24 protein-coding genes are annotated in these 25,733 nt (G+C 66.2%); 17 read left to right on the forward strand and 7 right to left on the reverse strand.

Going from position 1 to position 25,733, the window contains the following annotated elements; genetic code table 11:
• Window positions 1–18: 18 nt before the first annotated feature.
• Together CAP13_RS03295 and CAP13_RS03300 are read right to left on the reverse strand one after the other, a co-directional pair.
• Window positions 19–1,272: a glycosyltransferase family 2 protein gene (locus tag CAP13_RS03295; protein ID WP_179184914.1), complete on the reverse strand. Its 1,254-nt coding sequence runs from the start codon at window positions 1,270–1,272 to the stop codon at window positions 19–21.
• A 13-nt stretch (window positions 1,273–1,285) separates the two neighbouring features.
• Window positions 1,286–2,482 carry a nucleotide sugar dehydrogenase gene (locus CAP13_RS03300; protein WP_085830210.1) on the reverse strand — a complete coding sequence of 399 codons (1,197 nt, stop codon included), beginning with the start codon at window positions 2,480–2,482 and terminating at the stop codon, window positions 1,286–1,288.
• Between the two features lie 257 nt (window positions 2,483–2,739).
• On the opposite strand from CAP13_RS03300, the gene CAP13_RS03305 reads away from it, so the two are divergent.
• Entirely contained in the window at window positions 2,740–3,627 is an 888-nt protein-coding gene (locus tag CAP13_RS03305) for a DegV family protein (RefSeq protein ID WP_085830211.1), read from the forward strand.
• Between the two features lie 287 nt (window positions 3,628–3,914).
• Here the strand turns inward: CAP13_RS03305 and CAP13_RS03310 are convergent, their stop codons facing one another.
• On the reverse strand, window positions 3,915–4,985 hold the full coding sequence (locus tag CAP13_RS03310; RefSeq protein WP_245798879.1) for a beta/alpha barrel domain-containing protein: 1,071 nt from the start codon (window positions 4,983–4,985) through the stop codon (window positions 3,915–3,917).
• 190 nt (window positions 4,986–5,175) lie between these two features.
• Here CAP13_RS03310 and CAP13_RS09860 point away from each other — a divergent pair, with 190 nt between their 5' ends.
• Window positions 5,176–5,349 carry a hypothetical protein gene (locus CAP13_RS09860; protein WP_179184915.1) on the forward strand — a complete coding sequence of 58 codons (174 nt, stop codon included), beginning with the start codon at window positions 5,176–5,178 and terminating at the stop codon, window positions 5,347–5,349.
• A 268-nt stretch (window positions 5,350–5,617) separates the two neighbouring features.
• On the opposite strand, the gene CAP13_RS03315 is transcribed toward CAP13_RS09860, so the two are convergent.
• Complete coding sequence (locus CAP13_RS03315) at window positions 5,618–6,706, reverse strand: RsmB/NOP family class I SAM-dependent RNA methyltransferase (RefSeq protein WP_085830212.1); 1,089 nt, start codon at window positions 6,704–6,706, stop codon at window positions 5,618–5,620.
• An 868-nt stretch (window positions 6,707–7,574) separates the two neighbouring features.
• On the opposite strand from CAP13_RS03315, the gene CAP13_RS03320 reads away from it, so the two are divergent.
• The 3 genes from CAP13_RS03320 to CAP13_RS03330 all read left to right on the forward strand — a co-directional run bounded on the left by CAP13_RS03320 (window position 7,575) and on the right by CAP13_RS03330 (window position 10,758).
• Window positions 7,575–8,165, forward strand: a complete 591-nt coding sequence (locus CAP13_RS03320) for a hypothetical protein (RefSeq protein WP_085830213.1) — start codon at window positions 7,575–7,577, stop codon at window positions 8,163–8,165.
• Window positions 8,166–8,231: 66 nt separating this feature from the next.
• Window positions 8,232–10,019, forward strand: coding sequence for an ABC transporter ATP-binding protein (locus CAP13_RS03325; RefSeq protein WP_085830214.1), 1,788 nt, complete (start codon window positions 8,232–8,234; stop codon window positions 10,017–10,019).
• A complete protein-coding gene (locus CAP13_RS03330) occupies window positions 10,012–10,758 on the forward strand; it encodes an energy-coupling factor transporter transmembrane component T family protein (RefSeq protein WP_085830215.1) in 747 nt (248 codons plus the stop codon). The genes CAP13_RS03325 and CAP13_RS03330 overlap by 8 nt, the downstream gene beginning before the upstream one ends.
• Window positions 10,759–10,912: 154 nt before the next feature.
• Here CAP13_RS03330 and CAP13_RS03335 read toward each other — a convergent pair whose 3' ends face one another.
• Complete coding sequence (locus CAP13_RS03335) at window positions 10,913–11,830, reverse strand: diacylglycerol/lipid kinase family protein (protein WP_085830216.1); 918 nt, start codon at window positions 11,828–11,830, stop codon at window positions 10,913–10,915.
• 91 nt (window positions 11,831–11,921) lie between these two features.
• Here CAP13_RS03335 and rnd point away from each other — a divergent pair, with 91 nt between their 5' ends.
• Both rnd and CAP13_RS03345 read left to right on the forward strand, forming a co-directional pair.
• Window positions 11,922–13,055 (forward strand): ribonuclease D, encoded by a 1,134-nt coding sequence (rnd, locus tag CAP13_RS03340; protein ID WP_085830217.1) that lies wholly within the window; start codon window positions 11,922–11,924, stop codon window positions 13,053–13,055.
• An 85-nt stretch (window positions 13,056–13,140) separates the two neighbouring features.
• Window positions 13,141–13,854 carry a zinc metallopeptidase gene (locus tag CAP13_RS03345; RefSeq protein WP_245798880.1) on the forward strand — a complete coding sequence of 238 codons (714 nt, stop codon included), beginning with the start codon at window positions 13,141–13,143 and terminating at the stop codon, window positions 13,852–13,854.
• Here the strand turns inward: CAP13_RS03345 and CAP13_RS09645 are convergent.
• Window positions 13,760–14,080 (reverse strand): diacylglycerol kinase family protein, encoded by a 321-nt coding sequence (locus tag CAP13_RS09645; RefSeq protein ID WP_143764877.1) that lies wholly within the window; start codon window positions 14,078–14,080, stop codon window positions 13,760–13,762. The two genes, CAP13_RS03345 and CAP13_RS09645, sit on opposite strands and share 95 nt — an antisense overlap.
• Window positions 14,081–14,171: 91 nt before the next feature.
• Here CAP13_RS09645 and xseA point away from each other — a divergent pair, with 91 nt between their 5' ends.
• The 6 genes from xseA (at window position 14,172) to serB (ending at window position 20,092) form a co-directional block, all read left to right on the forward strand.
• Window positions 14,172–16,025, forward strand: coding sequence for an exodeoxyribonuclease VII large subunit (gene xseA, locus CAP13_RS03355; protein ID WP_245798881.1), 1,854 nt, complete (start codon window positions 14,172–14,174; stop codon window positions 16,023–16,025).
• Between the two features lie 24 nt (window positions 16,026–16,049).
• Complete coding sequence (gene xseB / locus CAP13_RS03360) at window positions 16,050–16,319, forward strand: exodeoxyribonuclease VII small subunit (protein WP_085830218.1); 270 nt, start codon at window positions 16,050–16,052, stop codon at window positions 16,317–16,319.
• Window positions 16,320–16,346: 27 nt separating this feature from the next.
• Window positions 16,347–16,691 (forward strand): histidine triad nucleotide-binding protein, encoded by a 345-nt coding sequence (locus tag CAP13_RS03365; RefSeq protein WP_085830219.1) that lies wholly within the window; start codon window positions 16,347–16,349, stop codon window positions 16,689–16,691.
• 251 nt (window positions 16,692–16,942) lie between these two features.
• Complete coding sequence (locus CAP13_RS03370; RefSeq protein WP_085830220.1) at window positions 16,943–18,118, forward strand: acetate/propionate family kinase; 1,176 nt, start codon at window positions 16,943–16,945, stop codon at window positions 18,116–18,118.
• Window positions 18,119–18,196: 78 nt separating this feature from the next.
• Complete coding sequence (locus CAP13_RS03375; protein WP_085830221.1) at window positions 18,197–19,366, forward strand: acetate/propionate family kinase; 1,170 nt, start codon at window positions 18,197–18,199, stop codon at window positions 19,364–19,366.
• 81 nt (window positions 19,367–19,447) lie between these two features.
• The gene (gene serB, locus CAP13_RS03380) at window positions 19,448–20,092 is read left to right on the forward strand and encodes a phosphoserine phosphatase SerB (protein WP_245798882.1); all 645 of its coding nucleotides are present in this window, start codon (window positions 19,448–19,450) and stop codon (window positions 20,090–20,092) included.
• Window positions 20,093–20,597: 505 nt separating this feature from the next.
• On the opposite strand, the gene pta is transcribed toward serB, so the two are convergent.
• The gene (gene pta, locus CAP13_RS03385; protein WP_085830222.1) at window positions 20,598–21,578 is read right to left on the reverse strand and encodes a phosphate acetyltransferase; all 981 of its coding nucleotides are present in this window, start codon (window positions 21,576–21,578) and stop codon (window positions 20,598–20,600) included.
• A gap of 211 nt (window positions 21,579–21,789) precedes the next feature.
• Between pta and CAP13_RS03390 the strand changes: the two genes are divergently transcribed.
• The 4 genes from CAP13_RS03390 (at window position 21,790) to CAP13_RS03405 (ending at window position 25,521) form a co-directional block, all read left to right on the forward strand.
• Complete coding sequence (locus CAP13_RS03390; RefSeq protein ID WP_085830223.1) at window positions 21,790–22,515, forward strand: NAD(P)-binding protein; 726 nt, start codon at window positions 21,790–21,792, stop codon at window positions 22,513–22,515.
• Window positions 22,490–23,566, forward strand: coding sequence for a glycosyltransferase family 2 protein (locus tag CAP13_RS03395; RefSeq protein WP_085830224.1), 1,077 nt, complete (start codon window positions 22,490–22,492; stop codon window positions 23,564–23,566). Before CAP13_RS03390 ends, CAP13_RS03395 begins: the two co-directional genes overlap by 26 nt.
• 51 nt (window positions 23,567–23,617) lie before the next feature.
• Window positions 23,618–25,084, forward strand: coding sequence for a basic amino acid/polyamine antiporter (locus CAP13_RS03400; protein ID WP_085830225.1), 1,467 nt, complete (start codon window positions 23,618–23,620; stop codon window positions 25,082–25,084).
• A gap of 209 nt (window positions 25,085–25,293) precedes the next feature.
• Window positions 25,294–25,521, forward strand: a complete 228-nt coding sequence (locus CAP13_RS03405) for a hypothetical protein (protein ID WP_085830226.1) — start codon at window positions 25,294–25,296, stop codon at window positions 25,519–25,521.
• The last annotated feature ends 212 nt before the right edge of the window (window positions 25,522–25,733 follow it).

Raw genomic sequence — 25,733 nt, forward strand, 5'->3', positions numbered from 1 at the left:
GCTCTGGGCGCCAGGCCCCTAGGAGAGGAGATCCCGGAGGCGCCTGCCCGGTGCCGTGAGCGTCCGGCCGATCCTGAAGGAGAGCGAGCCCTCAACCGCCGCGCGGGCGCCCTCAAGCGCGCCTATGCGCTCCTCCTGCTGCGCGCGAGCCTCATTGAGCTCATCCAAATTCGCCTCAAGCTCCCGGTTGCGCTCTTTTAGGTCTTTTGCGGTATGGAAGTTTTCCCACATCTGCCGTTCGATGACCCGACCGCGTTCCCATGCTGCGTTGCGTTCAATACGCGTGTCAAGCAGCGTGGAGAAGAGGAAGTGCTCGAAATCGTCATCGAGCGTCTTGCGGAAGCTCTCGATCTGCCCCGTGTTATAGAAATACTCCGTGGGCCGGCTGCTGATCCCAAATGCCTGGTCATAGGTGTGGCGCACCTCGAAGACGGTCCGGCATCCCTCAAAGGTTCGCTGGGACGCCATGTTGGCGAGGAAGCCGTCGAGCGCGTGGTTCACAAAGCTCTGTTCCACCTCAGGCAGGATTCCATGCTCGTCGAGAACATCGTGCAGGGCCTGGAAGGCCTCGAAGAAGGCGAGCGGCTGGCGCTCGTTCGTGGCCTGGCTGTTGGTGAGGGCGCCGACACGGTAGTGCGTGAACGGTTTCGGTATGGTGACGATGCGCCCGGCGAGGACCAGGGCGGAGCAGGTGAACAGCAGGTCGTTGGTGCGGAATACCTCCTGGAAGCGAAGATGGTGCCGTGCCACGAAGGAGGCGCGGAACACCTTGTTCCAGGGCACGTTCGAGAAGGTGTTGAAGATGTGCCCGGGCATGTCGCGGTAGGAAAAGGGCTGCGCCGACGGGACCTGGTCGGCAACGAAGGTCCATCCCGTCTCGTAATCCTCGCCGGAGCTCACCTCGTACGTGGTCGATTTGGTGATGACGAGGTCGGCTTCGTAGGAGTCGAGGGCGTCGGCCGCCTCCTCGAGGAACGTCGGCTCGAAAAAGTCGTCGGCATCGAGGAAGGCGAGGTAGACCCCATGTGCGGCCTCGACGCCCAGGTTGCGCGCGTGACCGGCGCCTTTGTTGGAGGTGGTGTGCAGGAGCCGAATGCGCGGGTCTGTCGCGGCGGCCTCCTCGATCATGGTGACGGATCGGTCACGTGAGGTGTCGTCGACGAGGATGATCTCGATATCCCGCTCCGTCTGGCGTTGGACGGAGGTGAGGCATTCATCCATGTAACGCTCGGCGTTATGGACGGGGATGATCACGGAGACACGGGGGCTCATCTGGTCCCTCCCTCTAACCGCGCGACCAGATATCGCGCGTGTACACCTTATCGGACACATCGGAAAGCTCGGGGCTCATCCGGTTGCAGATGATGAGGTCGCAGGTCGCCTTCAAATGGTCCAGATCGGCGGTGACCACGCAGCCCGCAAAGGTCACCGTGGTGAGCGACGGTTCATAGATCAGCACCTCGGTGCCTTGGTCACGCAGACGCTCGATGATGTCGATGATGGAGCTCGACCGGAAGTTGTCCGACCCCGCCTTCATGACGAGGCGGTACACGCCCACGCGCTGCGGTTTCCTGCCGAGGATCTGCTCGGCGATATACGCCTTGCGCGTCTCGTTGGAGTCGACGATGGCCTGGATCAAGTCCTGCGGAACCGTAGCGTAGTTCGCAAGCAGCTGCTTGGAGTCTTTTGGCAGGCAGTAGCCACCGTAGCCGAACGAGGGATTGTTGTAGTAGTCGCCGATCCGCTCATCTGCGCAGACGGCCTCGATGATGCGCTCGGTTGAGAGGCCACGGCTCTCGGCGTAGGTGTCGAGCTCGTTGAAGAAGGCGATCCGCAGCGCAAGGTAGGTGTTTGCGAACAACTTCACCGACTCGGCCTCAGATGCCGTCATGAGGTGGCATGGGATCGTATCAGGATCCTCCTCCGATGCCCTGGCGAGCAGGTCGGCGAAGTCCCGTGCGCGCCCCAGATTTGCTGGCGCAGAGTAGCCGACCACGATTCGAGAGGGGTGCAGGTTGTCTTCAAGGGCCGTTCCCTCGCGCAGGAACTCGGGCGAGAAGAGGAGGGGAAGGCTCGGGTGCTCTCGGGAGGCGGCATCGGTGTAGCCAACGGGAATGGTCGATTTGATGACGACGGTGGCCGCCGCACCAGACTCCTCTATGAGCCCGAGGGTTTCGTCGACCGATGAGGTGTCGAAGTGGTTCGCCCGGTCGTCGTAGTTGGTGGGCGTGGCGATGATGATGACGTCGGCGGCGGGAAGCAGGCGTTTGTACGCGGAGGCGTCGGCTACATGGGCGCGTACCCGTCCGGGATGCTCCAAGAGAAAGCGCCCTATCGCCGCCTCCTGCAGCGGGGAACGCCCATCGTGTATCGCGGCGACCCGGGAGGGATCGGTGTCAAACGCATCGACCTCGTGTTCACGGGCGAAGAGGCAGGAGAGCGAAAGCCCGACGTAGCCGAGCCCGATGACGGCGATCCTCATAGTGAACCAGTTCTCTAGAGCACGTTGTTGCAGCAGAAACAGTATACGCGACCTTGCCGCACACGGTGGGGCTGATGCCGCTGTGCAGCGGTGACCGGGCGCTGTCGAATGGGTCACCGAGCCATGTCCGGTGGGGGTGATTCGATACGGCCGGGCTATTCATCCACGTTATCGCACACGTGTCCCCCTGCACGCCGCCTCATGACATGCCATAATTGGACTATCAAGCCCCGCACGTCCACATCTGAGGAGACCCCATGTCAGCATATGCGCTTTCCGCCTGCTCGACCGCCGACCACCCGCGCTCGTTCTTCGAGGAGCGCGATATCCTCTGCACGCTCTTCCATTACCAGATGGACGGCGAGATCTTCGCCGACGACCTCTACGAGAGCATCACGCCCGCGGCCTTCTTCGAGAAGATCATGGCGGGATCCGAGCCCACGACCTCCCAGCCCGCGGCGGGGGAGTACGCGGCCACCTGGGAGCCCCATCTGCAGGCAGGTGAGGACATCCTGCACGTCAGCCTCTCCTCAGGCATCTCCGGCGCCTACAACTCCGCCTGCATCGCCCGCGACCAGCTCACCGCAGCCTACCCCGACCGCCGCATCATCGTCATCGACTCGCTGGCAGCGAGCGCCGGCTACGGCATGCTCCTCGAGTACCTAGCCGATCTGCGCGATGCGGGTCAGGGCATCGAGGAGGTCGCCGCATGGGCCGAGGAGCACAAGCTCGAGCTCAACTCCTGGTTCTACGTCTCCGATCTCGAGTGCCTGAAGCGCGGCGGCCGCGTCTCCAAGACAAGCGCGCTCATTGCCACGGCGCTCAAGATCTGCCCCGTGCTCGACATCGACGCCGCCGGCCACCTGATCCCCCGCGCGAAGATCCGCACTAAGAAGAAGGCCATGGCCGAGCTCGCGCGCATCTGCGCCGAGCGCATCGAGGACGGCGCCTCCTACCAAGGCCGCTGTTGCATCTCCCACTCCGACTGCCGCGAGGACGCCGAGGAAGTGGCGCGCCTGGTGTCGGAGCGCATCCCGACGCTCTCAGGGAAGATCGGCATCTACAACATCGGCACCGTGATCGGCAGCCACACCGGTCCCGGCACCGTAGCCCTCTTCTTCATGGGCGAACCGAGGCGGGCATAGGCAGCCTCGGTTCAAAGCGGTCGCGCACACTGCGCCCACAAGCCGCATCCGCGCATCCGGCCCACACGCAGCTGGGCGCGCAAAGCGCGCCCAGCATTGCCCCGGTGCAGCCATGTGCGAAGCAAGCCGCCGAAGGGAGCTTCTGCTCCCTTCGGCGGCTCATCACCTTTTATGCATGGGGGAGTGCCAACCGTTACCGTAGCCCTGTTCCGGCTGTGCCCGCAGCGCGTTTGCGAAGCCACGCGCTGCGGGCACAGCCGGAACAGGGCGGTGGGATAGAAACAGCCCTACCTATCCCCCTCATCTTTCTTCTTCGAGAAAAAGAACCCCAATCGCTCACGCCGCCGCGCCCGCTTCTCCCGAGCGTTATGCACCCGCGCGATGAGCTCATCCGGAATGGGCACATCCGCACGGGCGCTCTCAAGCGGGTTCACATCCGCCGCGGTCACCGGATCGAACTCGACCGACGTGGGCTCAGGACCCGGCGCCTGCTCGGCCTCACGGTAGCGTTTCATCATGTCCGCGAGCATCTGCTGCGATGATGGCGGGGTCCAGATCACGGCGTTCGCACCGGCGGCGATGGTCTCACGCACGGAGAGCGAGCTACGGCCGCCGGATGCGATGAGCGGCAGGTTGGGGTAGTGCTCGCGCAGGGCCCGGAGCACGGCGGGTGTCTCCTTGCCAGCTGCCACGTTCAGGATCTTCGCCCCCGCCGCCACTTTCGCGTGCGCGTCGGCGTCGCAGCGCACCACCGTGGCGACCACGGGGATATCGACCATCGAAGAGATCTGCTCGACCAGCTCAGGCGTGGCCGGGGAGTTGACGATGACGCCTGCGGCACCCTGCATCTCGGATACGGCCGCGAGCTGCACGGACCGCTTGCCGCTCGTGGTGCCGCCGCCAACGCCCACGAAGACGGGGCACTCCGAGACGGTGAGCAGCGCCTGCGTGATGGCGGGCTGCCCGGTGAAGGGATAGACGGCGAAGATCGCGTCGGCGTCGGCGTTTTTGATGACGGCCACGTCGGTGGTGTAGAGCAGCGAGCGGATCCGGCGACCGAAGAGGGTGAAGCCGCTCGACTCCGAGATCTCCTCGGGCACGCTCAGCGCGGCGTGGCGCAGGCGGCCGTCGATGGGGGCGGGGTCGAGGGCGAGCACGCCGGTGGGCGTGATGACCGACGAGGGCTTGGAGAGCTCGGTCGTGATCTCCACCTCCGTGAAATCAATCGACGCGTCCACCTCGGCGGGAACCTCCGCCGGCACGGGCATGGGTGGTTCGCTCGGCGCGCCCTCCGCCTGCGGTGACGACCCGCTTGCGGGAAACATATCAGAGGGGTCGAAGAGATCGGTGGGGGCCATGGCTTCTCCTTAGGAGTGAACAACAGCAGTTGGCATGCGTGCATGATAAAGCTGCTTGGTTATACCCACGAGGCCGCGCACGAAACAAACAGCCCGATGACGCTTTTGTAAGTCGTGTCGGCCCCGTCGGTATGCGGGGTTCGTCTGGTAAGCTGGTTGTGTACGGACGAGACAGAAAGGGGAGTCACGCATGGATATCGCAGGGGTCCTCGGACCGGTGCTCATCTGCGTGGCCGCCATCGCCGTCGTTGCCGCTGTTTACTTCGCGGTTACTGCGATCAAGGACCGCCGCAGGGCGCGGGAGCGCGCCGATCGCGCCCGTCGGGGCGGCGCCGCCGATGGAAGGCCACGCCACGCTCGGTGAGCCATAGCCTCACGTGTTGATGCGCCGCTATGCGGTGCGCACGGCCGGTGTCCCTTGAGGAGCCGGCCGTTTTTCATGCGGTATCAGGGGGTTGATTTCGTTCGCATCGGCTCACGTCGAAGGTGTATGCAGACGGACGGCTGAGCTGCGGACAGGTCTGATGTGGCACGCGGCTGCGGAGCTGTGCCCGCGTGCGCGATCCCGCCACGGCCTGCCGCGAGACGCATGCCCCAAGGCCGCAACGCTTTCACTCGTTTTTAGATGGGCTTTACGCGTTCCGGGTGATCTTGGCGAGGAAGAAGCCTTCGAAACGCGCGCTCGGGGCGATGAGGGCCGTGCCGTCGAGTCTGGTAGGGAGCAGGCGAGGGAGGTCCTCCGCACGCCCGAGATGCTCGGAGATCGCCATGCTCATCGGGTCACCGGGTTCCTTCGATGCCGGTGCGTCCCTCATCTCCGTCGTTGCCGCGTCGTGCGGTGCCTTCAGTCCATCCGCATTTTGAGCGGTGTCATCACGCTGCGGGGCTACCGGGAGGGCGCCGAACAGCTCCTCCGGACCCAAGGAGACGAGCTCGCAGTCGCGATGCCGGCGCATCGAGAGGATGCGCCGCACCTGCTCCTCGTTCTCCGACGGCAGGATCGAGCAGGTTGAGTAGATGAGGGTGCCGCCTGGCTTCAAGACCGTGAGGGCGCGGTCGAGGAGGGCCGCTTGCGATCGCGTGACCTTGGCGAGGAGCTTGCCCGTGATGCGCGCAGCGGCGCGGCTGTCTCCCGCACGGAAGGTCCCCGTTCCGGTGCAGGGTGCGTCGAGCAGGACCTGATCAAAGGAGAAGAACTCGTCGAGCCGGCGGGCGTCAGTGCGCATGACCTGCACGTTGGCGGCTCCCAATTTGGCGAGGTTGTGCTCAAGGCGCTCCGCGCGCGGAACGTTGAGCTCGCAGGCCGTGACGCGTGCCCCGGGTGCAAGTGCAGCCAGCTGCGTGGTCTTGCCGCCGGGGGCCGCGCACATGTCGAGGATGTCGGTGCCCGGCTGGGGTGCGAGGGCGAGCGGCGGCAGCATGGATGAGAGACTCTGCAGGTAGATGCGGCCCTCTTGGTAGAGGGGGAGTGCCCAGAGGTCGCGCTCGCTCACGCCTGCCCCCATGATGAAGGCATCCGGATACCAGGCGACGCGCTCAACGGGGAGGCCGGCCTGCTCCAACTCGCTGCAAACCTCCTCGGCGGTCGCCTTGAGTGCGTTGGCGCGCAGCGTCACCGGCCGCTGGGCGGCCTCCTCCCAACCACGGCGGATGGTCGCCGCGGTCTCGTCACCAAAGTCAGCGGTGATCTGCTCCTCAAGGAAGTCCGGTATGTCCGCCATCTCGTCTCCCTTGCGTCTTCGCCACCGGTCAGCAGCTTAGCAAAGCGGTGTGGCGAGGGGGAGGATGGGCGGCTCGTGGGGGCTGGCGCGGCGCAGGCCGACTCCAAAGTTTGGTGTAATGCACCTCGGCCGAGACCGTTTTTGCATTATCTTGAGCTATGAATAGCTTGCCGCCGGCATCAGGAGTATCTACGACAAAACGCCTGTTCAAAACTGGTGCAAAAAGTCGAGATATGCATAGAGGCGCTCATAACGTTGCCCTTTTCCGTTCAAATCTATGCATAGCTCAAGATAATGCAAATCTTACTTCGATGGACAGGGTGCCAGCGGTCAGCAGGGTTCGGGTGACAGGGCGCCAACGGGCAAAACAGGGTTCGAACGGCGAGGCGCCAGGCGATCCCACGGTCCCTCCGAAACCGTGTCGTCACGCATTTCTTCTCGTCGGCACGCCTCGGAGGCTGATCGCAGGCTGGCCTGTCTTCGAGTTCGCAACCGCGCGGCTCCCGGTCCCCGAGACCACTACAGCTATCTTGGGCATCTCGAAACAAATCCGAAACCGATGCCCTTTTCCGCGCTGCCTGTCCAATCCACTGTGCTATAGTGCACCGCAACGACTGGAATCGAGCATCTGAAAGGAGCCGCCACGATGAAGAACACCAACGCTCTCAACAACTGGTGGTGGCGCGATGCGAACTCGATTGGTCGACGGTGAGTCCCCTCGCTCCTGCTCTCAGGTAGCCCCAGGCCTCCGGTTTGACCGGGGGCCTTTTCTTTTGCCGAGCGGCTCCCGCGTCTTCGACCCCTCGATCCGCATCGCGCGCCTCCGTCCATGCACGTCCTCTGCACCGGCATAAGAAAGGAACCTCCCATGCCTTCCAACACCACCGCTTCCACCCAGCCCCGTACCGTCACCTCCGCCGTCGACCGCGGCAAGCTCGACATCAAGGCGCTCGTGCTCCTGGCGATCCTCATCGCCGCGGGCTTCATCCTGAACTTCACCGTAGGCAAGTCCGTGTACGCCCTCACCGCCGGTGCCATCGGTCCCGAGTTCATCATCTCGGCCTTCTGCATCACGATCCTCGCGGTGCGCCCGAACATCGCGCAGGCCCTCGTTATGGGCTTGATCTCCGCGGCCGTGATCCAGCTGACCACCTCCTCGCCCTTCATCGACTTCGCCGCCGAGGGCATCGCTGCCATGGTCATGGCCCTCATCGTGAACGCCGGCATGCGCACGCCCGCGGCCAAGTTCATCCCGCTCATCGCCACCTTCGTCACCACGGTCCTCTCAGGCCTCATCTTCATGGTGATCAAGCTCGCGGTCATGGGCTTCGCGCCCGAGGTCCTCTCCGTGCTCCCCGCCGCCATGATCCCGGTCATCTTCGCAACCGCCGCCTTCAACGCGGTGCTCGTGGCCGTTCTCTATCCGTCCATCCGCCGCGCCCTCAAGCTCGCCGACTAGCAGCTCCCCAGAGCGCCCGCACCGCACCCCGTGAGCCCGGCACCCAGCCCGGCATGAAAGGCACCCATGACTGCACCTGACGAGGAATCCCGACCGCCCATCATCGAGCTCGACGCCGTCAACTTCTCCTATGCCGCAGATGCCGCACCGGCGCTCGACGCGGTGAGCCTGCGCATCGCGGCGGGGGAGTTCCTCGGGGTGATCGGGCCCTCGGGCGCCGGCAAGACGACGCTCGCCTGCGCGATGTCCGGGGCGATACCGCATCACTTCCGAGGGGCGCTCTACGGCTCCGTCACCGTCGACGGCATGGACACCTGCGAGGTGAGCCTCACGGACATCTCCCGGGTGGTCGGCAGCGTCCTGCAGGATATCGACACGCAGATGGTCGCCTCGGTGGTCGAGGACGAGATGCTCTTCGGGCTCGAGAACTTCGGCGTGCCGCACGATCAGATCGATGGGCGCCTCGTCGAGGCCCTGGAGACGGTGGGCATCGCCGATCTGCGCGACCGCGAGATCGCCACGCTCTCGGGTGGACAGAAGCAGAAGGTCGCGATCGCCGCCATCCTGGCGCTCAAGCCCCGCGTCCTCGTGATGGACGAGCCGACCGCCGCGCTGGACCCCGAGTCGTCGCGCCTCGTGTTCGAGACCCTTCGCGCCGTGAACGAGACGGCCGGCGTGACCGTCGTGGTCATCGAGCAGAAGGTGGCGCTGCTCTCCCGCTACTGCAGCAGGATCGCCGTGATGGGGGAGGGGCGCATCCAAATCGAGGGGACCCCGCATGAGGTCTTCGCCCGCGCGACCGACCTGCGTCGACTCGGGGTGGACAGCCCCCGGACGGTGCGCATCTCCAACAGCCTCGTCAAGCGCGGGCTCTCCCCGGCGGGCACCGACCCGAGTCTCGACGTCGCCGAGGCGGAAGGTCTGATCAGGAGTTTGGTCCCTGCCGGCGCCGCCGACGAGATGCCGGCGTCGGATCCCGCCCCGTCGCCCCACGTTCCCGCAGCCCGGGCCCACGCCGTCGGCGCGGAGCCCGTGGTCGAGCTCACCGGCGTCGGCTTCTCGTACGGTCCCGGCGCGGCAGCTGTCCGCGATCTCGACGTCACCGTCTACCCCGGTGAGCTCGTGGGCATCGTCGGCCAGAACGGCGCCGGCAAGACCACGCTCACCAAGCTCCTCTGCGGCTTGCTGCGTCCGAGCGAGGGCGCGGTGCGCATCGCCGGCATGGATACCGCCGATCTGCCGACAAGCAAGATCGCCGCGCACGTGGCGACCCTCTTCCAGAACCCGGACCGCCAGATCTGCAAGGACACCGTCCTCGACGAGGTCGCTTTCGGCCTCGAGCTCACCGGCACCGACGCCGCCACCGCCCGCGAGCGGGCGCGCGCCGTCGTGGAGCGCTTCGGTCTGCCGCTCGACGAGTCCCCCTTCGTGCTCTCCCGTGGCCAACGGCAGATGGTGGCGCTCGCCAGCGTCGTCGTCATGGAGCCCGAGGTGGTCCTCCTCGATGAGCCCACGAGCGGCCTCGACTACCGCGAGTGCATGACCGTCATGGAGACGGTGCGCGAGATGGCCGAGCGTGGCAGCGCGGTGATCATGGTCTGCCATGACATGGAGGTCGTATCCGATTTCGCCGAGCGCATCGTCGTCATGGCGGACGGCCGCATCCTCGCGCGGGGCGACGCCGCCGCGATCTTCGCCGACGAGGGACTCATGCACGCGGCGAGCGTTGAAGCGCCTCAGGTCGTCCGCCTGGCGCACCGCCTGGCGGAGTCCGTGTCCCCGGCGTTCTCCATCGGCGTGACCGAGGTCGCCGACATCGTCCGCATCACCGAGGAGCTGATCCACCGTGGTTAACGTCATCGACTACCATCCGGGCACGAGCCTGCTGCACCGGTTGAACCCCGTCGCGAAGCTCGCACTTGCAACCGGGACCATCGTGGCCATCTTCCTCGGCGACACCTATGCCGTGCTGGTGGGCATGATCGCGCTCACGCTGGCGCTCGCGGCAAGCGCGGGCGTCCTCCCGCAGATGCTCCGCCTGCTCCGGCTCCTGCTCCCCATCGCGCTGCTCATGCTTGTGATCCAGGTGCTGCTCGTGCACGCCGGGACGCCGGTCCTCGGCCCGGTGACCGACGAGGGGCTCATCACGGGGGGCAAGGCCTGCCTGCGCCTGCTCGGCGTCGCCCTGCCACTCGTCCTCATCCTCATGGTGACCAAGCTGAACGACCTCGCGAACGCCTGCGTCGAGCATCTGCACATCCCGTACCGCTATGCGTTCACGTTCACGACGGCCCTGCGCTTCGTGCCGGTCTTCTCGCAGGAGATGGACGCGATCATGGAGGCCCAGACGGCGCGCGGCGTGGAGTACGATTCGAAGAACCCCATCACGCGGCTGCGCCTCATGTTGCCGCTGTGCATCCCGCTGCTGATCTCATCGGTGGGGAAGGCCGACGCCACGGCCCTCGCCGCCGAGCAGCGCGGCTTTTACCTGCGTGCGCGGGGGAGCAGCTTCAAGCGCTACCCCTTCGCCGCACGTGACATCGCGGCCATCGCGGTGGCCGTCGCGCTCATTGCAGCGGGCATCTTGTTCTGAGATATCGGCTGGACCCCGGCCTTCGCGTTCATATGGAGCGGCCCCTCGGCGCGGATAGGCCTTCCGCGCCGAGGGGCCGTCTTTCGTCTGGGCGCGTAGTGCGGCGGGTGCCCAGGGCTGGCCGTGTCACGCGCCCGCTTATGCGGGACCTGCCTTACGCCAGATTCGAGTAGTCGTCGATGATGAGGTCGAGGCACTGCGGGATCGCCCGCGCCGAGAAGGATCCGGGCTTGCCCTCGATCAGCTCGCCGTCGAACTCCATGCCGAGCGAGGGGTTCGCGGTGATGCGCGCCTCACGTGCCTGGAAGATCTTGAACTGCGGCCTGCCCAGCAGCCCTTTGCCGGCCGGGTCGAGGACGCCGGCGATCACCGTGGGCAGGAGCTCCACGGTCTTCGCGGGCTCGATGACGGCGATGTCGATGAGGCCGTCGTCCATGCGGCAGTCGGGGAAGAGGTTGATGTCGTTCTGGATGAGCGCCGTGTTGGCCACCATGCAGCCGATGCCGTCCAGCTCGTCGACCTTCCCGTCATGCTCGATGGTGAAGTGGGCCACCTGCGGTGCCGGTGACGCGAGAGCAGCCAGGGCGTAGGCGATCTCGCCCATCTCGCCGTGGCTCGATTCGGCCCGTCGCATGATGTCGGCGTCGAAGCCCGTGCCGGCGATGATGATGAATCCATGACGCCGGGAGACCCCGTTCTCGTCGGTCCACGAGAGCTCGCCCATGTCCACCTTCGCGGTGCGGCCGGCACGGCAGGCCCGGGCGAGGGCCGCCGCCTCGGGCGCGTTGCCGATGTTGCCGAAGAAGAGGTTCGCGGTGCCCGAGGGGAACACGAGCACCGGGGCGCCGGAGTCGCGCAGGCGATCGAGCAGGCTGGAGACGGTGCCGTCCCCACCTGAGACCACCACCCGGTCAAAGGAGCCCGCGTCCGCGGCGGCCCCGGCGCTCTCCATCCCGTCACCGAGGAGGCGGAAGACGACCTCGTCGCCAGCCTCGGCGAGCGCGTGGGTGAAGGCGAAGATCTCATCGGATCGGGGCCCTGAGGCTGGGTTGTGGATGATGAGGCAGCGCATGTGTCAGTTCCCATCTGAGCGGGGCCGAGTATAGTTATGAAGACATATTCCCATCTGCCCCTGCACGGGGCAAGCCGGTGCAAGGTGATACATGTACATTTCCACACGGTCTGATCTTGAGGCGTTCTGCGAACGCGCTGCGGCCCACCCGGCCATCGCCGTCGACACCGAGTTCCTGCGCGAGCGCACCTTCTTTCCGAAGCTCTGCCTGGTGCAGGTGGCGACCCCGGATGAGTGCGCGGTCATCGACCCCTTGGCCCCCATGGACATGGCCCCCTTGGCGGCGCTCCTGGCCAACGCCGAGGTCCTGAAGGTCTTCCACGCATGCTCCCAGGACATGGAGGTCATCCACCACGCGCTCGGGGTCCTTCCGGGCCCGATCTTCGACACGCAGGTGGCCGCCGCCTTCCTCGGTGAGCGCACGCAGATCTCATACAACGGTCTCGTGCACGCGTTCTGCGGCGTCGACCTGCCCAAGAGCGAGTCGCTCACCGATTGGAGCCGTCGCCCCCTCACGCCGGCGCAGATCGAGTACGCAGTGGACGACGTGCGCTACCTCATCGAGGCGTACGCCGTCATCGCGGATCGCCTCGCCGCCGCCGGGCGGACGGGCTGGGTCGCCGATGAGATCGCGCCGCTCACCCGCCTCGAGCATTACGTGCTCGATCCGCGCTCCGCGTACCGGCGCGTCAAGCGGGTCAGCTCGCTCACCAGGCGCCAGCAGGCGGTCGCGCGTGAACTCGCCGCGTGGCGCGAGCGTCGCGCCGCCGATCGGGACATCCCCCGCAAATGGGTCATCTCCGACGAGGTCCTCGTCGCCCTCGCGCGCCGCCCGCCCAAGACGGAAACCGAGCTCAAGCGCGTCCGCGGGACCGAGCAGCTCTCGGATCGCGACGTGGCGGCGGCCCTCGAGGCGGCGCAGCGGGGAACGCGCTGCCCGGCTGAGAATCTCCCGAACGTGGTTCGCACCCGCCGCGCCGCCACCCCGGAGACGGAGAGCGTGACGGACCTGATGTTCGCCCTACTCCGCCTCGTGTCGGAGCGCTCGGGCGTGGCGACCTCGTTCATCGCCTCCCGTGACGACCTCCTCGACTACATAGACCATCCGGACCGCAGCCCCCTGCGCGACGGCTGGCGCTTCGAGCTCGTGGGGACGCTCATCGACGACCTGCTCGCCGGTGATATCGGGCTCACGGTGAAGGACGGCAACCTAGAGATCCTGTAGCGCCCGCCCCCGGTCCTCAGCCCCGGTGCGCAGACGGGGTACAAGGCCAGGCATACGAATCCCCTCAGCGTACAAAGGAGCTGCGATGTTCGGATATGGAATGGGCTACATGGGCTACGGGTTCGGGATAGACCCCGCCTACCTGCTGCTGGTCGTGGTGTCGCTGGTGCTCGGCCTCGCCACCCAGGCGTATATCAACAGGACGTACAAGGTCTGGTCCAAGGTCCCCTCGGATGGGGAGACCGGGGCCGACGTGGCGCGCCGCATGCTCAACCAGAACGGCGCCTCCGGGGTGGGCATCAAGTCGGTCGCCGGCACGCTCACGGACCACTACGACCCCCGCGACAACAACCTCTACCTCTCCTCGTCGAACCTCTCGGGCGGGTCGGTGGCGAGCGTCGCCGTCGCCTGCCATGAGGCGGGCCACGCCATCCAGCGCGAGCGGGGCTACATCCCGATGAAGATCAGGCACGCGCTCGTGCCGGTGGTGAACTTCTCGCAGAACATGTGGATGCTCATCTTCATCATCGGCGTCGCGATGAACCTCGCGGGCCTCACGAACCTCGCCATCGCGCTCTTCGCCTTCTCGGTCATCTTCCAGCTGGTCACCCTTCCCGTCGAGTTCGACGCGAGCCGACGCGCCGTGGCGTACATCGAATCGTCGGGGATGGGCGAGGTGAACGCCCGCGGCGCCCGCCGCGTGCTCACCGCGGCGGCCCTGACCTACGTCGCCGCCGCCTTGACGAGCATCTTGCAGCTGCTCTACCTGCTGTCCCGCACGCGTGGGAGCCGCGACTAATCTGCGCTCGCGATCGGCGGGACTTGTGTCCNACGGTGCCGTCCCCACCTGAGACCACCACCCGGTCAAAGGAGCCCGCGTCCGCGGCGGCCCCGGCGCTCTCCATCCCGTCACCGAGGAGGCGGAAGACGACCTCGTCGCCAGCCTCGGCGAGCGCGTGGGTGAAGGCGAAGATCTCATCGGATCGGGGCCCTGAGGCTGGGTTGTGGATGATGAGGCAGCGCATGTGTCAGTTCCCATCTGAGCGGGGCCGAGTATAGTTATGAAGACATATTCCCATCTGCCCCTGCACGGGGCAAGCCGGTGCAAGGTGATACATGTACATTTCCACACGGTCTGATCTTGAGGCGTTCTGCGAACGCGCTGCGGCCCACCCGGCCATCGCCGTCGACACCGAGTTCCTGCGCGAGCGCACCTTCTTTCCGAAGCTCTGCCTGGTGCAGGTGGCGACCCCGGATGAGTGCGCGGTCATCGACCCCTTGGCCCCCATGGACATGGCCCCCTTGGCGGCGCTCCTGGCCAACGCCGAGGTCCTGAAGGTCTTCCACGCATGCTCCCAGGACATGGAGGTCATCCACCACGCGCTCGGGGTCCTTCCGGGCCCGATCTTCGACACGCAGGTGGCCGCCGCCTTCCTCGGTGAGCGCACGCAGATCTCATACAACGGTCTCGTGCACGCGTTCTGCGGCGTCGACCTGCCCAAGAGCGAGTCGCTCACCGATTGGAGCCGTCGCCCCCTCACGCCGGCGCAGATCGAGTACGCAGTGGACGACGTGCGCTACCTCATCGAGGCGTACGCCGTCATCGCGGATCGCCTCGCCGCCGCCGGGCGGACGGGCTGGGTCGCCGATGAGATCGCGCCGCTCACCCGCCTCGAGCATTACGTGCTCGATCCGCGCTCCGCGTACCGGCGCGTCAANGCGGCCATGGACTGCGCCATCTGGAAGCAGATCTACGGCGCCCGCAGCTTCGATCTGCGCGACGGCATGCAGGTGATCCTCAAGGGGAGATTCAACATCTACAAGCCTACGGGCAAGATGAGCTTCATCGTCCGTTCGTTCTCGCTGGCAGGGGAGGGCCTGCTCCGGCAGCAGGTGGCGGAGCTTGCGGAGCGCCTGCGCCGCGAGGGGCTCATGGATGCCTCCCGCAAGCGCCGCATCCCCGTCTTCTGCACGCGCGTGGCGGTGGTGACCTCGCTCTCCGGTGCTGTCATCGACGACGTCAAACGCACACTCAGGCGACGGAATCCGCTGGTGGAGCTCGTCTGCGTGGGCTCCAAGGTTCAGGGCGAGGGCGCGCCCGCCGAGCTCATCGAGGGGCTCAGGAGGGCGGCGTCGATCACCCCGGCCCCCGAGTGCATCCTGCTCGTGCGAGGCGGAGGCTCGTTCGAGGATCTGATGACCTTCAACGACGAGGGCCTCGCACGCGCGGTGGCTGCGAGCCCGATACCCGTCATCACCGGTATCGGCCATGAGCCGGACACCTCGATCTGCGATATGGTGAGCGATCGCCGGAGCTCGACGCCCACGGCGGCTGCCGAGTCGGTGGCTCCGGCCATCACGGACCTCGCCGATCGGCTTGATGAGCGCGAGGCCCGGCTCATCAAGACCGTCGCCGGCACCGTGAGCGCCGCCCGGTCAGAGCTCACCGGCCTCACCGGTCGCATCGCGCGAGCCATGGACGGCCTGCTCAGCCGTGAGCGCGCGGCCCTCGCCGCAGCCGCGTCCCATGCCGTCCTCACCCGGCCCGGGGCCACCCTCGAGCGCCGCGCCGTCGAGCTCGACCAAACCTCCGAGCGTCTGGTGCGCGCCGGGGACCGCACCGTCGAGCGCCATCGTGTGGAGCTCGGGCACCAAGGGTCCCGGCTCTCGACCCTCGGCACCGGCCTCGCTCAGGATCACGCCCACCGACTCTCCCTGTTGGCGTCCCGGCTGCGCTCCGCGGGCGGCGAGATCACGCGCCCGGCCGCCTCATCGCTCTCCTCAGCCGCCGCCGCACTCGACGCCCTCTCGCCTCTGAAGGTACTCGCCCGCGGCTATTCCATCGCCTACGCGGCAGGACATGTGGCTGCGAGCACGGCGTCCTTCATCCCCGGTTCCGAGCTGCGCGTGCGGCTCGCAGACGGAGATGTGTACGGAACGGTAACCGACGTCAAACCCGCAGGGCGCTGACGCTGAACGAAAGGACTGGATCACATGGCAGAGAACACCAAGGACATCACCGAGCTCAGCTACAAGGAGGCCTCCCAGGAGCTCGAGCGCATCATCCGAAACCTCGAGTCCGGTGACCTCGAGCTCGAGGACTCGCTTGCAAGCTACACGCGCGGCGTCGAGCTCCTGAAGAACCTGCGCGAGCGCCTCGCCACGGCCGAGCAGAAAGTCGCCGTCCTCGTCAAGGACGTCGACGGGACCGACACCCTGGTTGCCGCTGACGCCGCGGCCACCAGCGACGACCTTCCGTTTTAAACAACCTCGCCCGGAAAGGGGCACGCCATGAATGCAGATCCGGATTGCATCTTCTGCAAGATCGCGAACCATGAGATCCCTGCCACCGTCGTCTACGAGGATGATCAGGTCATCGCATTCGATGACCTGAGCCCGCAGGCGCCGGTCCACACGCTCGTGGTGCCGAAGGAGCACTATCGCGACATCACCGACGGCGTTCCCGCCGAGGTGCTCGCATCGATGACGCATGCCATCGATGAGGTCGCCCAGGCGAAGGGTCTCGGCGAGGGCTTCCGGATCATCTCGAACAAAGGCGCCCATGCCGGTCAGACCGTCATGCACCTGCACGTTCATGTCCTCGGCGGCAAGCCCCTCGGCGAAGGGCTGCTGTAGGGTGTGAGCCCCCTTTGGCCTCCGCCCCGATCTCGGGGCGGAGGCCGCGGTATGTATGGCCGACGGTCTGCACGCTGCGCGCGGGTATCGCCGCGGCGTCCTGGATCCGTGCGCCCTGAGCGTCAAGCCGTGCGGGGGAGATGCCGACTCAGCGTGCGTGCGTCGAGCGGGGTCGAGCTCTGTATGTGCGTTTGCCCCGTAGTAGAATATGAGCCGATGTGCATGCAGGCCACCCAGGCAGAAGGAGCCCTATGAACGTACTCGTCGTAAACGCCGGCAGCTCGACGCTCAAGTATCAGCTGATGGATACCGTGACCCATGAGGTCTTCGCCAAGGGCTCGTGTGAGCGTGTCGGCTTCACGGGCGGCACCTTCACCCATGCGGCGGCGGGGGAGAAGAAGGTCACCGACCACATCGAGTTCCCCGATCACAAGCGCGCCATCGAGGTCGTCCTCGCCGATCTCACGGAGCATAAGGTCCAGATCGACGGCATCGGCCACCGCATCGTTCAGGGTGGGTGGCATTTCGGCGATTCAACCCTCGTCGACGCCGATGTGCTCGCCAAGATCCGCGAGGTGGCCCCGCTCGCACCGCTCCACAACAACCCCGAGGCGGACGTCATCGAGTTCTGCCTCTCCGCCTATCCCGATCTGCCGAATGTGACCGTCTACGACACGGCCTTCCACTTCAACATGCCCGAGGTGGCCCGCACCTACGCCCTGCCGCAGGATGTCTGCGACAAGCTGCATATCCGCAAATACGGCGCGCACGGCACGAGCTACCGATGCATCGCAGGAGCCGTCGCCGAGATGGACCCCGCCGCCCGCCGCGTGGTCGTCTGCCATATCGGCTCAGGCGCCTCGCTCTGCGCCATCGAGGACGGCAGGTGCATGGACACCACGATGGGCCTCACCCCGCTCGACGGCATCATGATGGGCACCCGCTGTGGCTCCATCGACCCGGCCACGGTCGTCTACCTCCAGCGCGAAGGGGGCTACACGTACGACGAGGTCGACGAGATGATGAACAAGCGCTCGGGCCTCCTTGCGGTCACGGGTGAGACGAACGATGTCCGCGACGTCGAGGCGGGTGTCGCCGCAGGGGAGCCGAGCTACGAGCTCGCCTTCGACATGTTCGTCTACAAGATCGCCGCCAAGGCCGCCGAGATGGCCTGCGCCATGGGCGGTATGGACGCCCTCGTGTTCACCGCGGGCATCGGCGAGCACGCCCCCGCGGTCCGTGCCGGTGTGGCCGATCGCCTGGCTTGGCTCGGCGTCCACATGGACCATGCACGCAACGCCCTGCGTGCCGACGGCGCCTGGAAGCTCTCGCTCCCGGATTCCCCCGTCGCGATCTACGTCATCCCCACGGATGAGGAGTACATGATCGCGTCCGATGTCGAGCGCATCGTCAGCGCCACCGCCTAATCGAGGCCCTGTTTTCCAACCGCATGCGCCCACCTGCGTGCTGCAGCGGGCTGACGCGATATAACCGATTGGAGTCGTATGAACGTACTTGTCGTCAACGCTGGAAGCTCAAGTTTGAAGTATCAGCTCATGGACACCGTCACGCGGGAGGTCTTCGCGAAGGGCAACTGCGAGCGCATCGGGCTCGACCGGGGCATCTTCGGCCACGCGGTGGCTGGTGAGGAGAAGGTCACCGAAGACGCCCTCTTCCCCGATCACCGCACGGCGATCCGCGCGGTCCTCGATCACCTCGCCGGGCTCGACATCGCCTTCGACGGCATCGGCCACCGCATCGTGCAAGGCGGCTGGTACTTCGAGGACTCCGCCCTCGTGACCGATGAGGTCTACGCCAAGATCCTGGAGGTCGCGCCCCTCGCGCCCCTTCACAACTACGGTGAGGCGGCCATCATCGAGTACTGCCGTGAGCGCTATCCCGAGCTCCCGAACGTCGCGGTCTTCGACACGTCCTTCCACATGACGATGCCCGAGGTGGCGAGCACCTACGCCCTGCCAAAGGACGTGGTCGACAAGTACCATGTGCGCAAGTATGGGGCGCACGGCACGAGCCACCGCTATGAGTGGATGCGCGCCAAGGAGCTCCTCGGTGAGTCCTGCCACCGACTGCTCTCCTGCCATCTCGGCAACGGCGCCTCGCTCTGCGCGATCGAGGACGGAACCTGCCGCGACACCACGATGGGCCTCACCCCGCTCGACGGCCTCATGATGGGCACCCGCTGCGGCTCCATCGACCCGGCGACCGTCTGCTACCTCCAACGCGAGGGCGGCTACACCTACGACGAGGTCGACGAGATGATGAACAAGCGCTCCGGCATGCTCGCGGTCTCCGGCATCTCGAGTGACGCCCGTGACATCCGCGACGGCGCCAGCCGCGGCGATGAGCGTTGCCTGCTCGCCTTCGATATGTTCGCCTACAAGGCCATGACGCAGGCTGCCGCGATGATCGCGAGCATGGCGGGGGTGGACACCATCACCTTCACCGCCGGCATCGGCGAGAACGACTGGTCGATCCGCAAGGCCTTCTGCGAGTGCTTCGAGTGGCTCGGCGTCCGCATCGACAACGATCGCAACCGCTCCGCCGAGCGCGGGGACCGTGTGATCTCCGCCGCCGGCTCCTCCGTGACGGTCATGGTGATCCCTACGGACGAGGAGTACATGATCGCCTCCGACGTCGAGCGCCTGGCGGTCTAGCACCATATGTGAGATGGAGCGGCGGGGGGGGAGGGCCGAGCCCATCTCTCGCCGCTTTTTTGAGAGGAGCCCCTGCCGACCGTGAACGCCAAGCGCCTGATCGTGATGGACATAGATTCCACCTTAATCAACGAGGAGGTTATCGACCTGCTCGGTGATGAGGCGGGTGTCGGCGAGCGCGTTGCTGCGATCACCGAGCGCGCAATGCGCGGCGAACTTGACTTCAAGGAGGCCCTTGCCGAGCGGGTCGCCCTGCTGAGGGACCTTCCCGTCTCGGTGCTCGAACGCGTGTGGGCGCGGGTGACCTTCACGCCCGGTGCCCGGGAGCTGGTCTCCGCCGCCCATGAGCGCGGTTGGGTGGTCGGGTTGGTGTCGGGCGGGTTCCACGAGATCGCCGACCGCCTGGTCGCCGCCGCAGGCATCGATTACTGCCTCGCGAACCGCCTTGAGGTGCGAGGCGGCCAATTTACCGGGCGGACCCAGGGCCCGATCGTGACCTGCGATCTCAAACTCGCGACCATGCGCCAATGGGCCGCCGAGGCTGAGGTCGATCTGGCGAACGTGGTCGCCATCGGTGACGGCGCGAACGACATCCCCATGCTCAAGGCAGCCGGCATCGGCATCGCCTTCTGCGCCAAACCCGCCACAAAAGCCGTCGCCCCCCACCACATCGACGAACGCAACCTCCTGAAGGTTCTGGACCTCATAGACGAACTATCGAGTTAGGCGCCCGCACATGGCGGTCAACTGCCCTATCGAGGCTTAAACAAGCTCTCATCAATCGCGATAACCGCGCTTGTTAGTTAGCGCTGGGGACAGGTGGCTGCCTAAAAACAATGCACATCTCACACCGAGCTGCAACCCACGCTACCGGCTGGGACTTCCTCCTCCCTTGCGAGGTAGCCCATCAACACCGAAGGGCCCGGGAGCCCCCGCGGGCGCCTCCGCAGCGAAGCGAGGACAGCGCCGAAGGGGGACTTCCGGACCCAAGCGCGGCAGATGGCCTGTTACCGGAGCGCTCTCAGTACGTCAGATAGCGCACGACGCAAGCACCCACCAATAAAACTCAGTCTCACAATGAGCTGCAAGCCAAGGAAGGCTAGGGCCGCTTTTCATCAGCGAGCTAACCCATCGATAGCGAAGGGCCACGAGCCCCCGCAGGCGCCTCCGCAGCGAAGCGAGGACAGCGCCGAAGGGGGACTCGTGGCCCCTCGCGTAAGAAGATGGCCTGTTAGCGAGCCATCTGCGCCTGCACAGCGGTGATCGCGACCACGCCCACGATGTCATCGGCCGTGGCGCCGCGCGAGAGGTCGTTGACCGGTTTCGCGATGCCCTGCAGGATCGGTCCGTACGCCTCGGCGCGCCCGAAGCGCTGGACGAGCTTGTACCCGATGTTGCCGGCCTCGAGATCGGGGAAGACCAGCACGTTGGCGGTGCCGGCAACGCTGCTGCCGGGCGCCTTCAGGGCGGCGACGGTGTCCACGAGGGCGGCGTCGAGCTGAAGGTCGCCGTCGACGGCGAGCTGCGGGGCGCGCTCCTTCGCGAAGGCCGTGGCCTCCTGGACCTTCTTCGCGATGTCCCCGCCGGCGGAGCCCATGGTGGAGTAGGACAGCATGGCGACCCGGGGCTCGATGTCGCCCATGAAGGTCTCCCAGGAGTGGGCGCTCGCGATCGCGATCTCGGCGAGCTCATCGGCCGTGGGGGCGATGTTCAGGGCGCAATCCGCAAAGATGAGCGTGCCCTCGTCGCCGAACTCCGGGGTGTTCGTGCATATCACGAAGAAGGCGGAGACGAGCTTGGTTCCGGGTGCGGTCTTCAGGATCTGCAGGGCCGGACGCAGGGTGTCGGCTGTTGAATGGCAGGCACCGGAGACGAGGCCGTCGGCATCGCCCATCTTGACCATCATGGTGCCGAAGTAGGTCTCATCCATCACCTGGGCGCGGGCCTGCTCGATGGTCACGCCCTTCTTGGCGCGGAGCTCGGCGAAGGCCTGGGCGTAGGCCTCATGCTGCTCGGCATGGCGGGGATCGATGACGGTGGCGCCCGGGACGTCGATCTCAGCGGGATCGCCGAGGATCACCAGGTTGGCCAGGCCCTCCTCGATGATCGTGTGCGCGGCGGCGATGGTGCGCGGGTCCCCGCCCTCGGGGAGGACGATCGTCTTCTTGTCGGCGCGCGCGGCGTCTTTCATGTGGGTCAGAAACTCGCTCATGCTGCTCCTTGAACTCGGCCCTCCCGCCCCCGTGCCCGCAGGTCCGGGCGTATGTGATGACCTGCGGTTTCTCATGACATTTTCGTCATAGTCGGGGGAGATGATGAGCATTCCTTGTGTGGCACGAATCATTATACGGCGGCCAGAGATATAATTGGAGCGGATATTCGCACGTGGCCGACTATCCGCCACCATGTTTTGAGGAGCACCGATGTCTGTCAGCTCTGGGTTACCGCAGGGCTTCAATCCACATGAGTACGATGCGGTCGTCGCAGGCGCGAGTTTCGCCGGGGTTGTGTGCGCCCGCCGCCTCGCCGAGGCGCTCGGCTACCGCGTGGCCGTGCTCGAGCGGCGCGAGAGCGTGGTGGGAAATCCCGGTGACTACCTCGGGGTCGCGGGCGTGTCGGATGTGCACGGGCTGCTCGGCGTCCGGACGCCGCGGGTGGTCAGTTTCTTCGCGCGGTTCGCGAGCAATCTTGATACCAGCCTCGACGCCCCGCAGGTCATCTCCGTGGATCAATGCGCGGAGCTGTTCGAAGCCGTTCTGGACCACGATCTCATCGACGTCTGCTGCAGCGTGGACGAGCGCGAGCTCATCTCGTTCGACGACACGCACGTGCTCTTGAACGGTGAGGTGTATGGCGGCGAGGTCGTCTACACGGGCGCGCTCGACGCGCTGTTTGGCACCGACCTGGGTCCGTTGCCCTATCCTGCGCCGACCCCTCCCGTCCCAAGCGAATCCGGCACCCTCTATCCCGATTGCGGTATCATCGACCCCGCATCTCGCGACCGCTTCGAGGCCTACCTCGACTGCATCGAGGGCGTGACGAACTTCCACCCCGCCGGCCGTCTGGCCGAGTACCGAAACTACGATATGGACGCGGCCGTCGAGTCCGCGCTGGAGTTATCCGATGAACTCATCGCCTGCCATTCCTGAGCCTGTGGGCACCCCCGCGCCCGATAAGCTCATCACCTTCGGCATCCCCAGTTACAACGCGGCCCAGGATCTCGACCGCTGCGTGACCTCGATACTCGAGGGGAGCGCCTACGCTCCCGACATCGAGGTCATCATCGTCGACGACGGGTCGAAGGACGAGACGCCGGCCATCGCCGACGCCTGGGTCGCCAAGCACCCCGGTCTGGTGCGCGCCGTGCATCAGGAGAACGGGGGGCATGGCATGGCGGTCCTCGCGGGCCTGCGCGAGGCGCGGGGGTCCTATTACAAGGTCGTTGATTCGGACGACTGGCTCGACGGGCCCGCCCTCGCCCGCATGCTCGAGATCCTGCGCACCCTGAGCGCCCGGGACGAGCAGGTTGACCTCTTCATCGCGAACTACGTGTACGAGAAGGTGTTCGAGGGCACGAGCAACACGATCAGCTATCGGCATGTCCTGCCCCGCGACCGCGTGTTCACCTGGGGTGAGATCGGCAGCTTCGGTCCGAGTCAGAACCTGCTCATGCATAGCCTCTGCTACCGCACGGAGGTGCTCCGGCGCGAGCCCGTGCCACTGCCGGCGCACACCTTCTACGTGGACAACATCTACGCCTACGTGCCCCTGCCGCGCTGCACCTCGATCTACTACGCCGACATCGACCTCTACCGCTATTTCATCGGTCGCGAGGGCCAGAGCGTGAACGAGGCGACGATGGTTCGCCGGCTCGACCAGCAGTTCAAGATCACCCGCATCATGATGGACGCGTACCATCTCTTCGACGATGTCTCCGAGCCGCGCCTGCGCCGTTACATGATGGGCTACTTCACGATGATGATGGCCATCTGCAGCGTATTCACCGAGCTTTCGTCCGATCCCGCAAAACCCGCGGAGCTCCGGGCGCTCTGGGCCGAGCTGCGCGCCCACGATGCGCGCATGTACCGCCGGGCCCGCTTCGGCCTGGTCGGCCTCGCCACCAACCTCCCGACGCCGTTCGGCCGTCGGATGACGGTCGGCCTCTATCGCCTGGCCGGTAAGATCGTCAAGTTCAACTAGCCCGGACCTGGCACGCGGGCCTGACCTGAAACGCCCCCACAAGGAGCCCCTATGACCTCACCGTCGCGCGGCGGGCACCCCGCCGCGGATTCCTCCTCCCGCCCCGGCATCGGCCTCATCGCCCTCATCGCCCTCGTCATCAGCTCCTCGATCGGATCGGGTGTCTTTGCCCTCTCGGCGGACATCTCCCGCGCCGCCGCGCCGGGACCGGCCCTCATCGCCTGGCTGATCACCGGTGCGGGCTTCATGGGGCTCGCCACGACCTTGGGCAGGCTCTCGGTTGAGAAGCCGGGGCTCAACGGCATCGTCGCGTACGCGCGTGAGGGCTTCGGGCCCTTCGTCGGCTTCATCTGCGGCTGGGGGTACTGGCTTTCCACCTGGATCGGGGTCGTCGCGTTCAGCGTGATGTTCATCTCGGCGCTCGGGTACTTCCTCCCCGTATTCTCCGGTGGGCTCTCGCCGCTCTCGCTGGCGCTCAACTCGGTGATCACCTGGTCGGTGATCTGGCTCGTGAACCGGGGCGTCGAGCGGGCGAGCGCCGTCAACGCAATCGTGATGGTCTGCAAGCTCGTGCCGATCTTCGTCTTCATCGCGACCATGGTCGCGGTGTTCCGCTCGGAGACCTTCACCTTGGACATCTGGGGTGCGAACGCGGACACCTCCAGTGGGGAGGCTGCCCTCGAGGGCACCGGCGGGCAGATCATCGACTGCCTGATGGTCATGATGTGGGTCTTCGTCGGCATGGAGGGCGCCACGGTGCTCGGGCACCGCGCCCGGCGCAAGGCGGACGTCTCCCGTGCCACGGTCCTCGGCACCACGGCGCTCGTCATCCTCTACATCGCCGCCTCCATCCTGCCCTACGGGTTCCTCCCGCGCGCGGAGCTCATGGCCGTGGGCACGCCGTCGATGGCCTTCATCTTCCAGGAGGCCGTGGGCCCCTGGGGCGGGGCCTTCATCGTCGGCGGCCTTATCGTGTCCATCTTCGGTGCCTGGCTCTCCTATCTGATGCTCGCGTCCGAGACCCTGAGCGAGATGGCGCGGACCGGTCTCATGCCCCGCATGTTCGCAGGCCACAACACCTGGGGAGCGCCCACGTCCTGCCTCATCGCCACCGGTGTGGTGATCCAGATTCTGTCCGTCGTGACGCTGTTCTCGGCTGAGGCCTATCGATTCGCCTACTCGCTTTGCACGGCCGCGATCGTGGTCAGCTGGTCGCTCGCCGCGGCCTATCAGGTGAAGCTCGCCTGGCCCCGACGCCGCGAAGGGCAGTTGGGGCCACTGGTGATCGCGGCCTTCACCTGCGCCTTTCTGGTCACCTCCGTGCTGATATCAGGTGCCCGCCTGCTCATGCTCTGCTGCATCGCCTATGTGCCCGGGTTCTTCTTCTACCTGCGGGCCCGTCGCGAGCGCGGCGCCGTCGCGGGGATCGCTACCTGGGAGCGCGCCCTTGCCGCAGGTGTGACCGCTGCCGCGGCGTCCGCGATCGTCCTGCTCGCCATAGGTGGCATCTCCCTGTAGGGGGTGATACCATAATCACTCCGATTGCGGCCGGTGGCCGCGTGGAGGATCCGGGTGGATGCGATGTTCCACCCGGATCCATCAGGCCGGGGAGGGTTCGATGGAAGATACCACGGGTTTGAGGAATCACGAGCAGGGGGGGCTCACGGAATTCCGCTGAGTCCGCGCTCGGACGACAGTTCCGGGGCCGCGCCCCTGAGGGCTATCCGATGCCGCCTCAACCCCCGCGCTACGTTGCCCCGCTCGCCATCGGCTCCATCGCGCAGCTCCTGATTCTCGTTCCCGCGTCTCTGGCGCTCGGGTACCTGCATCGCTCGGTCCCCATCGCGCTCGCCGGCTCGGCCGCTTCCGTGGCCATATATCTGGGTGGCGTCACCGCGGCGGATGTCCTGCTCGAGCGGAGCCTGCGCTACCGTTCACATGTGAAAACGAAATAGGCATCGCTCGGTGCGGTTTTTGGACACCCGCATTGTGGGTACCACTGCCGCATGTCATAGATCGTGAAGAGGGGATTGAAGTGGGTTCACTCCAGACCGAAGGCGGTGTTCGAGGCTTCTCCCGGGCGCGCTTGCAGCTCGCCCGCGCCGCCTGCACCGCCGCCGCATTCGCATCGCGCCTGCTGGGACACGCGGGTGGATCCGCCCCAGGC

This window comes from Collinsella vaginalis (genome assembly GCF_900176655.1).
Taxonomy (GTDB): Bacteria; Actinomycetota; Coriobacteriia; order Coriobacteriales; family Coriobacteriaceae; genus Collinsella; species Collinsella vaginalis.

Excerpts from the sequence above, each read along its gene's own strand:
- CAP13_RS03295 (WP_179184914.1), bottom strand. The coding sequence starts at position 1,272 with ATGAGCCCCCGTGTCTCCGTGATCATCCCCGTCCATAACGCCGAGCGT.
- CAP13_RS03300 (WP_085830210.1), bottom strand. The coding sequence starts at position 2,482 with ATGAGGATCGCCGTCATCGGGCTCGGCTACGTCGGGCTTTCGCTCTCC.
- CAP13_RS03305 (WP_085830211.1), top strand. The coding sequence starts at position 2,740 with ATGTCAGCATATGCGCTTTCCGCCTGCTCGACCGCCGACCACCCGCGC.
- CAP13_RS03310 (WP_245798879.1), bottom strand. The coding sequence starts at position 4,985 with ATGGCCCCCACCGATCTCTTCGACCCCTCTGATATGTTTCCCGCAAGC.
- CAP13_RS09860 (WP_179184915.1), top strand. The coding sequence starts at position 5,176 with ATGGATATCGCAGGGGTCCTCGGACCGGTGCTCATCTGCGTGGCCGCC.
- CAP13_RS03315 (WP_085830212.1), bottom strand. The coding sequence starts at position 6,706 with ATGGCGGACATACCGGACTTCCTTGAGGAGCAGATCACCGCTGACTTT.
- CAP13_RS03320 (WP_085830213.1), top strand. The coding sequence starts at position 7,575 with ATGCCTTCCAACACCACCGCTTCCACCCAGCCCCGTACCGTCACCTCC.
- CAP13_RS03325 (WP_085830214.1), top strand. The coding sequence starts at position 8,232 with ATGACTGCACCTGACGAGGAATCCCGACCGCCCATCATCGAGCTCGAC.
- CAP13_RS03335 (WP_085830216.1), bottom strand. The coding sequence starts at position 11,830 with ATGCGCTGCCTCATCATCCACAACCCAGCCTCAGGGCCCCGATCCGAT.
- rnd (WP_085830217.1), top strand. The coding sequence starts at position 11,922 with ATGTACATTTCCACACGGTCTGATCTTGAGGCGTTCTGCGAACGCGCT.
- CAP13_RS03345 (WP_245798880.1), top strand. The coding sequence starts at position 13,141 with ATGTTCGGATATGGAATGGGCTACATGGGCTACGGGTTCGGGATAGAC.
- xseB (WP_085830218.1), top strand. The coding sequence starts at position 16,050 with ATGGCAGAGAACACCAAGGACATCACCGAGCTCAGCTACAAGGAGGCC.
- CAP13_RS03365 (WP_085830219.1), top strand. The coding sequence starts at position 16,347 with ATGAATGCAGATCCGGATTGCATCTTCTGCAAGATCGCGAACCATGAG.
- CAP13_RS03370 (WP_085830220.1), top strand. The coding sequence starts at position 16,943 with ATGAACGTACTCGTCGTAAACGCCGGCAGCTCGACGCTCAAGTATCAG.
- CAP13_RS03375 (WP_085830221.1), top strand. The coding sequence starts at position 18,197 with ATGAACGTACTTGTCGTCAACGCTGGAAGCTCAAGTTTGAAGTATCAG.
- pta (WP_085830222.1), bottom strand. The coding sequence starts at position 21,578 with ATGAGCGAGTTTCTGACCCACATGAAAGACGCCGCGCGCGCCGACAAG.
- CAP13_RS03390 (WP_085830223.1), top strand. The coding sequence starts at position 21,790 with ATGTCTGTCAGCTCTGGGTTACCGCAGGGCTTCAATCCACATGAGTAC.
- CAP13_RS03395 (WP_085830224.1), top strand. The coding sequence starts at position 22,490 with ATGAACTCATCGCCTGCCATTCCTGAGCCTGTGGGCACCCCCGCGCCC.
- CAP13_RS03400 (WP_085830225.1), top strand. The coding sequence starts at position 23,618 with ATGACCTCACCGTCGCGCGGCGGGCACCCCGCCGCGGATTCCTCCTCC.
- CAP13_RS03405 (WP_085830226.1), top strand. The coding sequence starts at position 25,294 with ATGCCGCCTCAACCCCCGCGCTACGTTGCCCCGCTCGCCATCGGCTCC.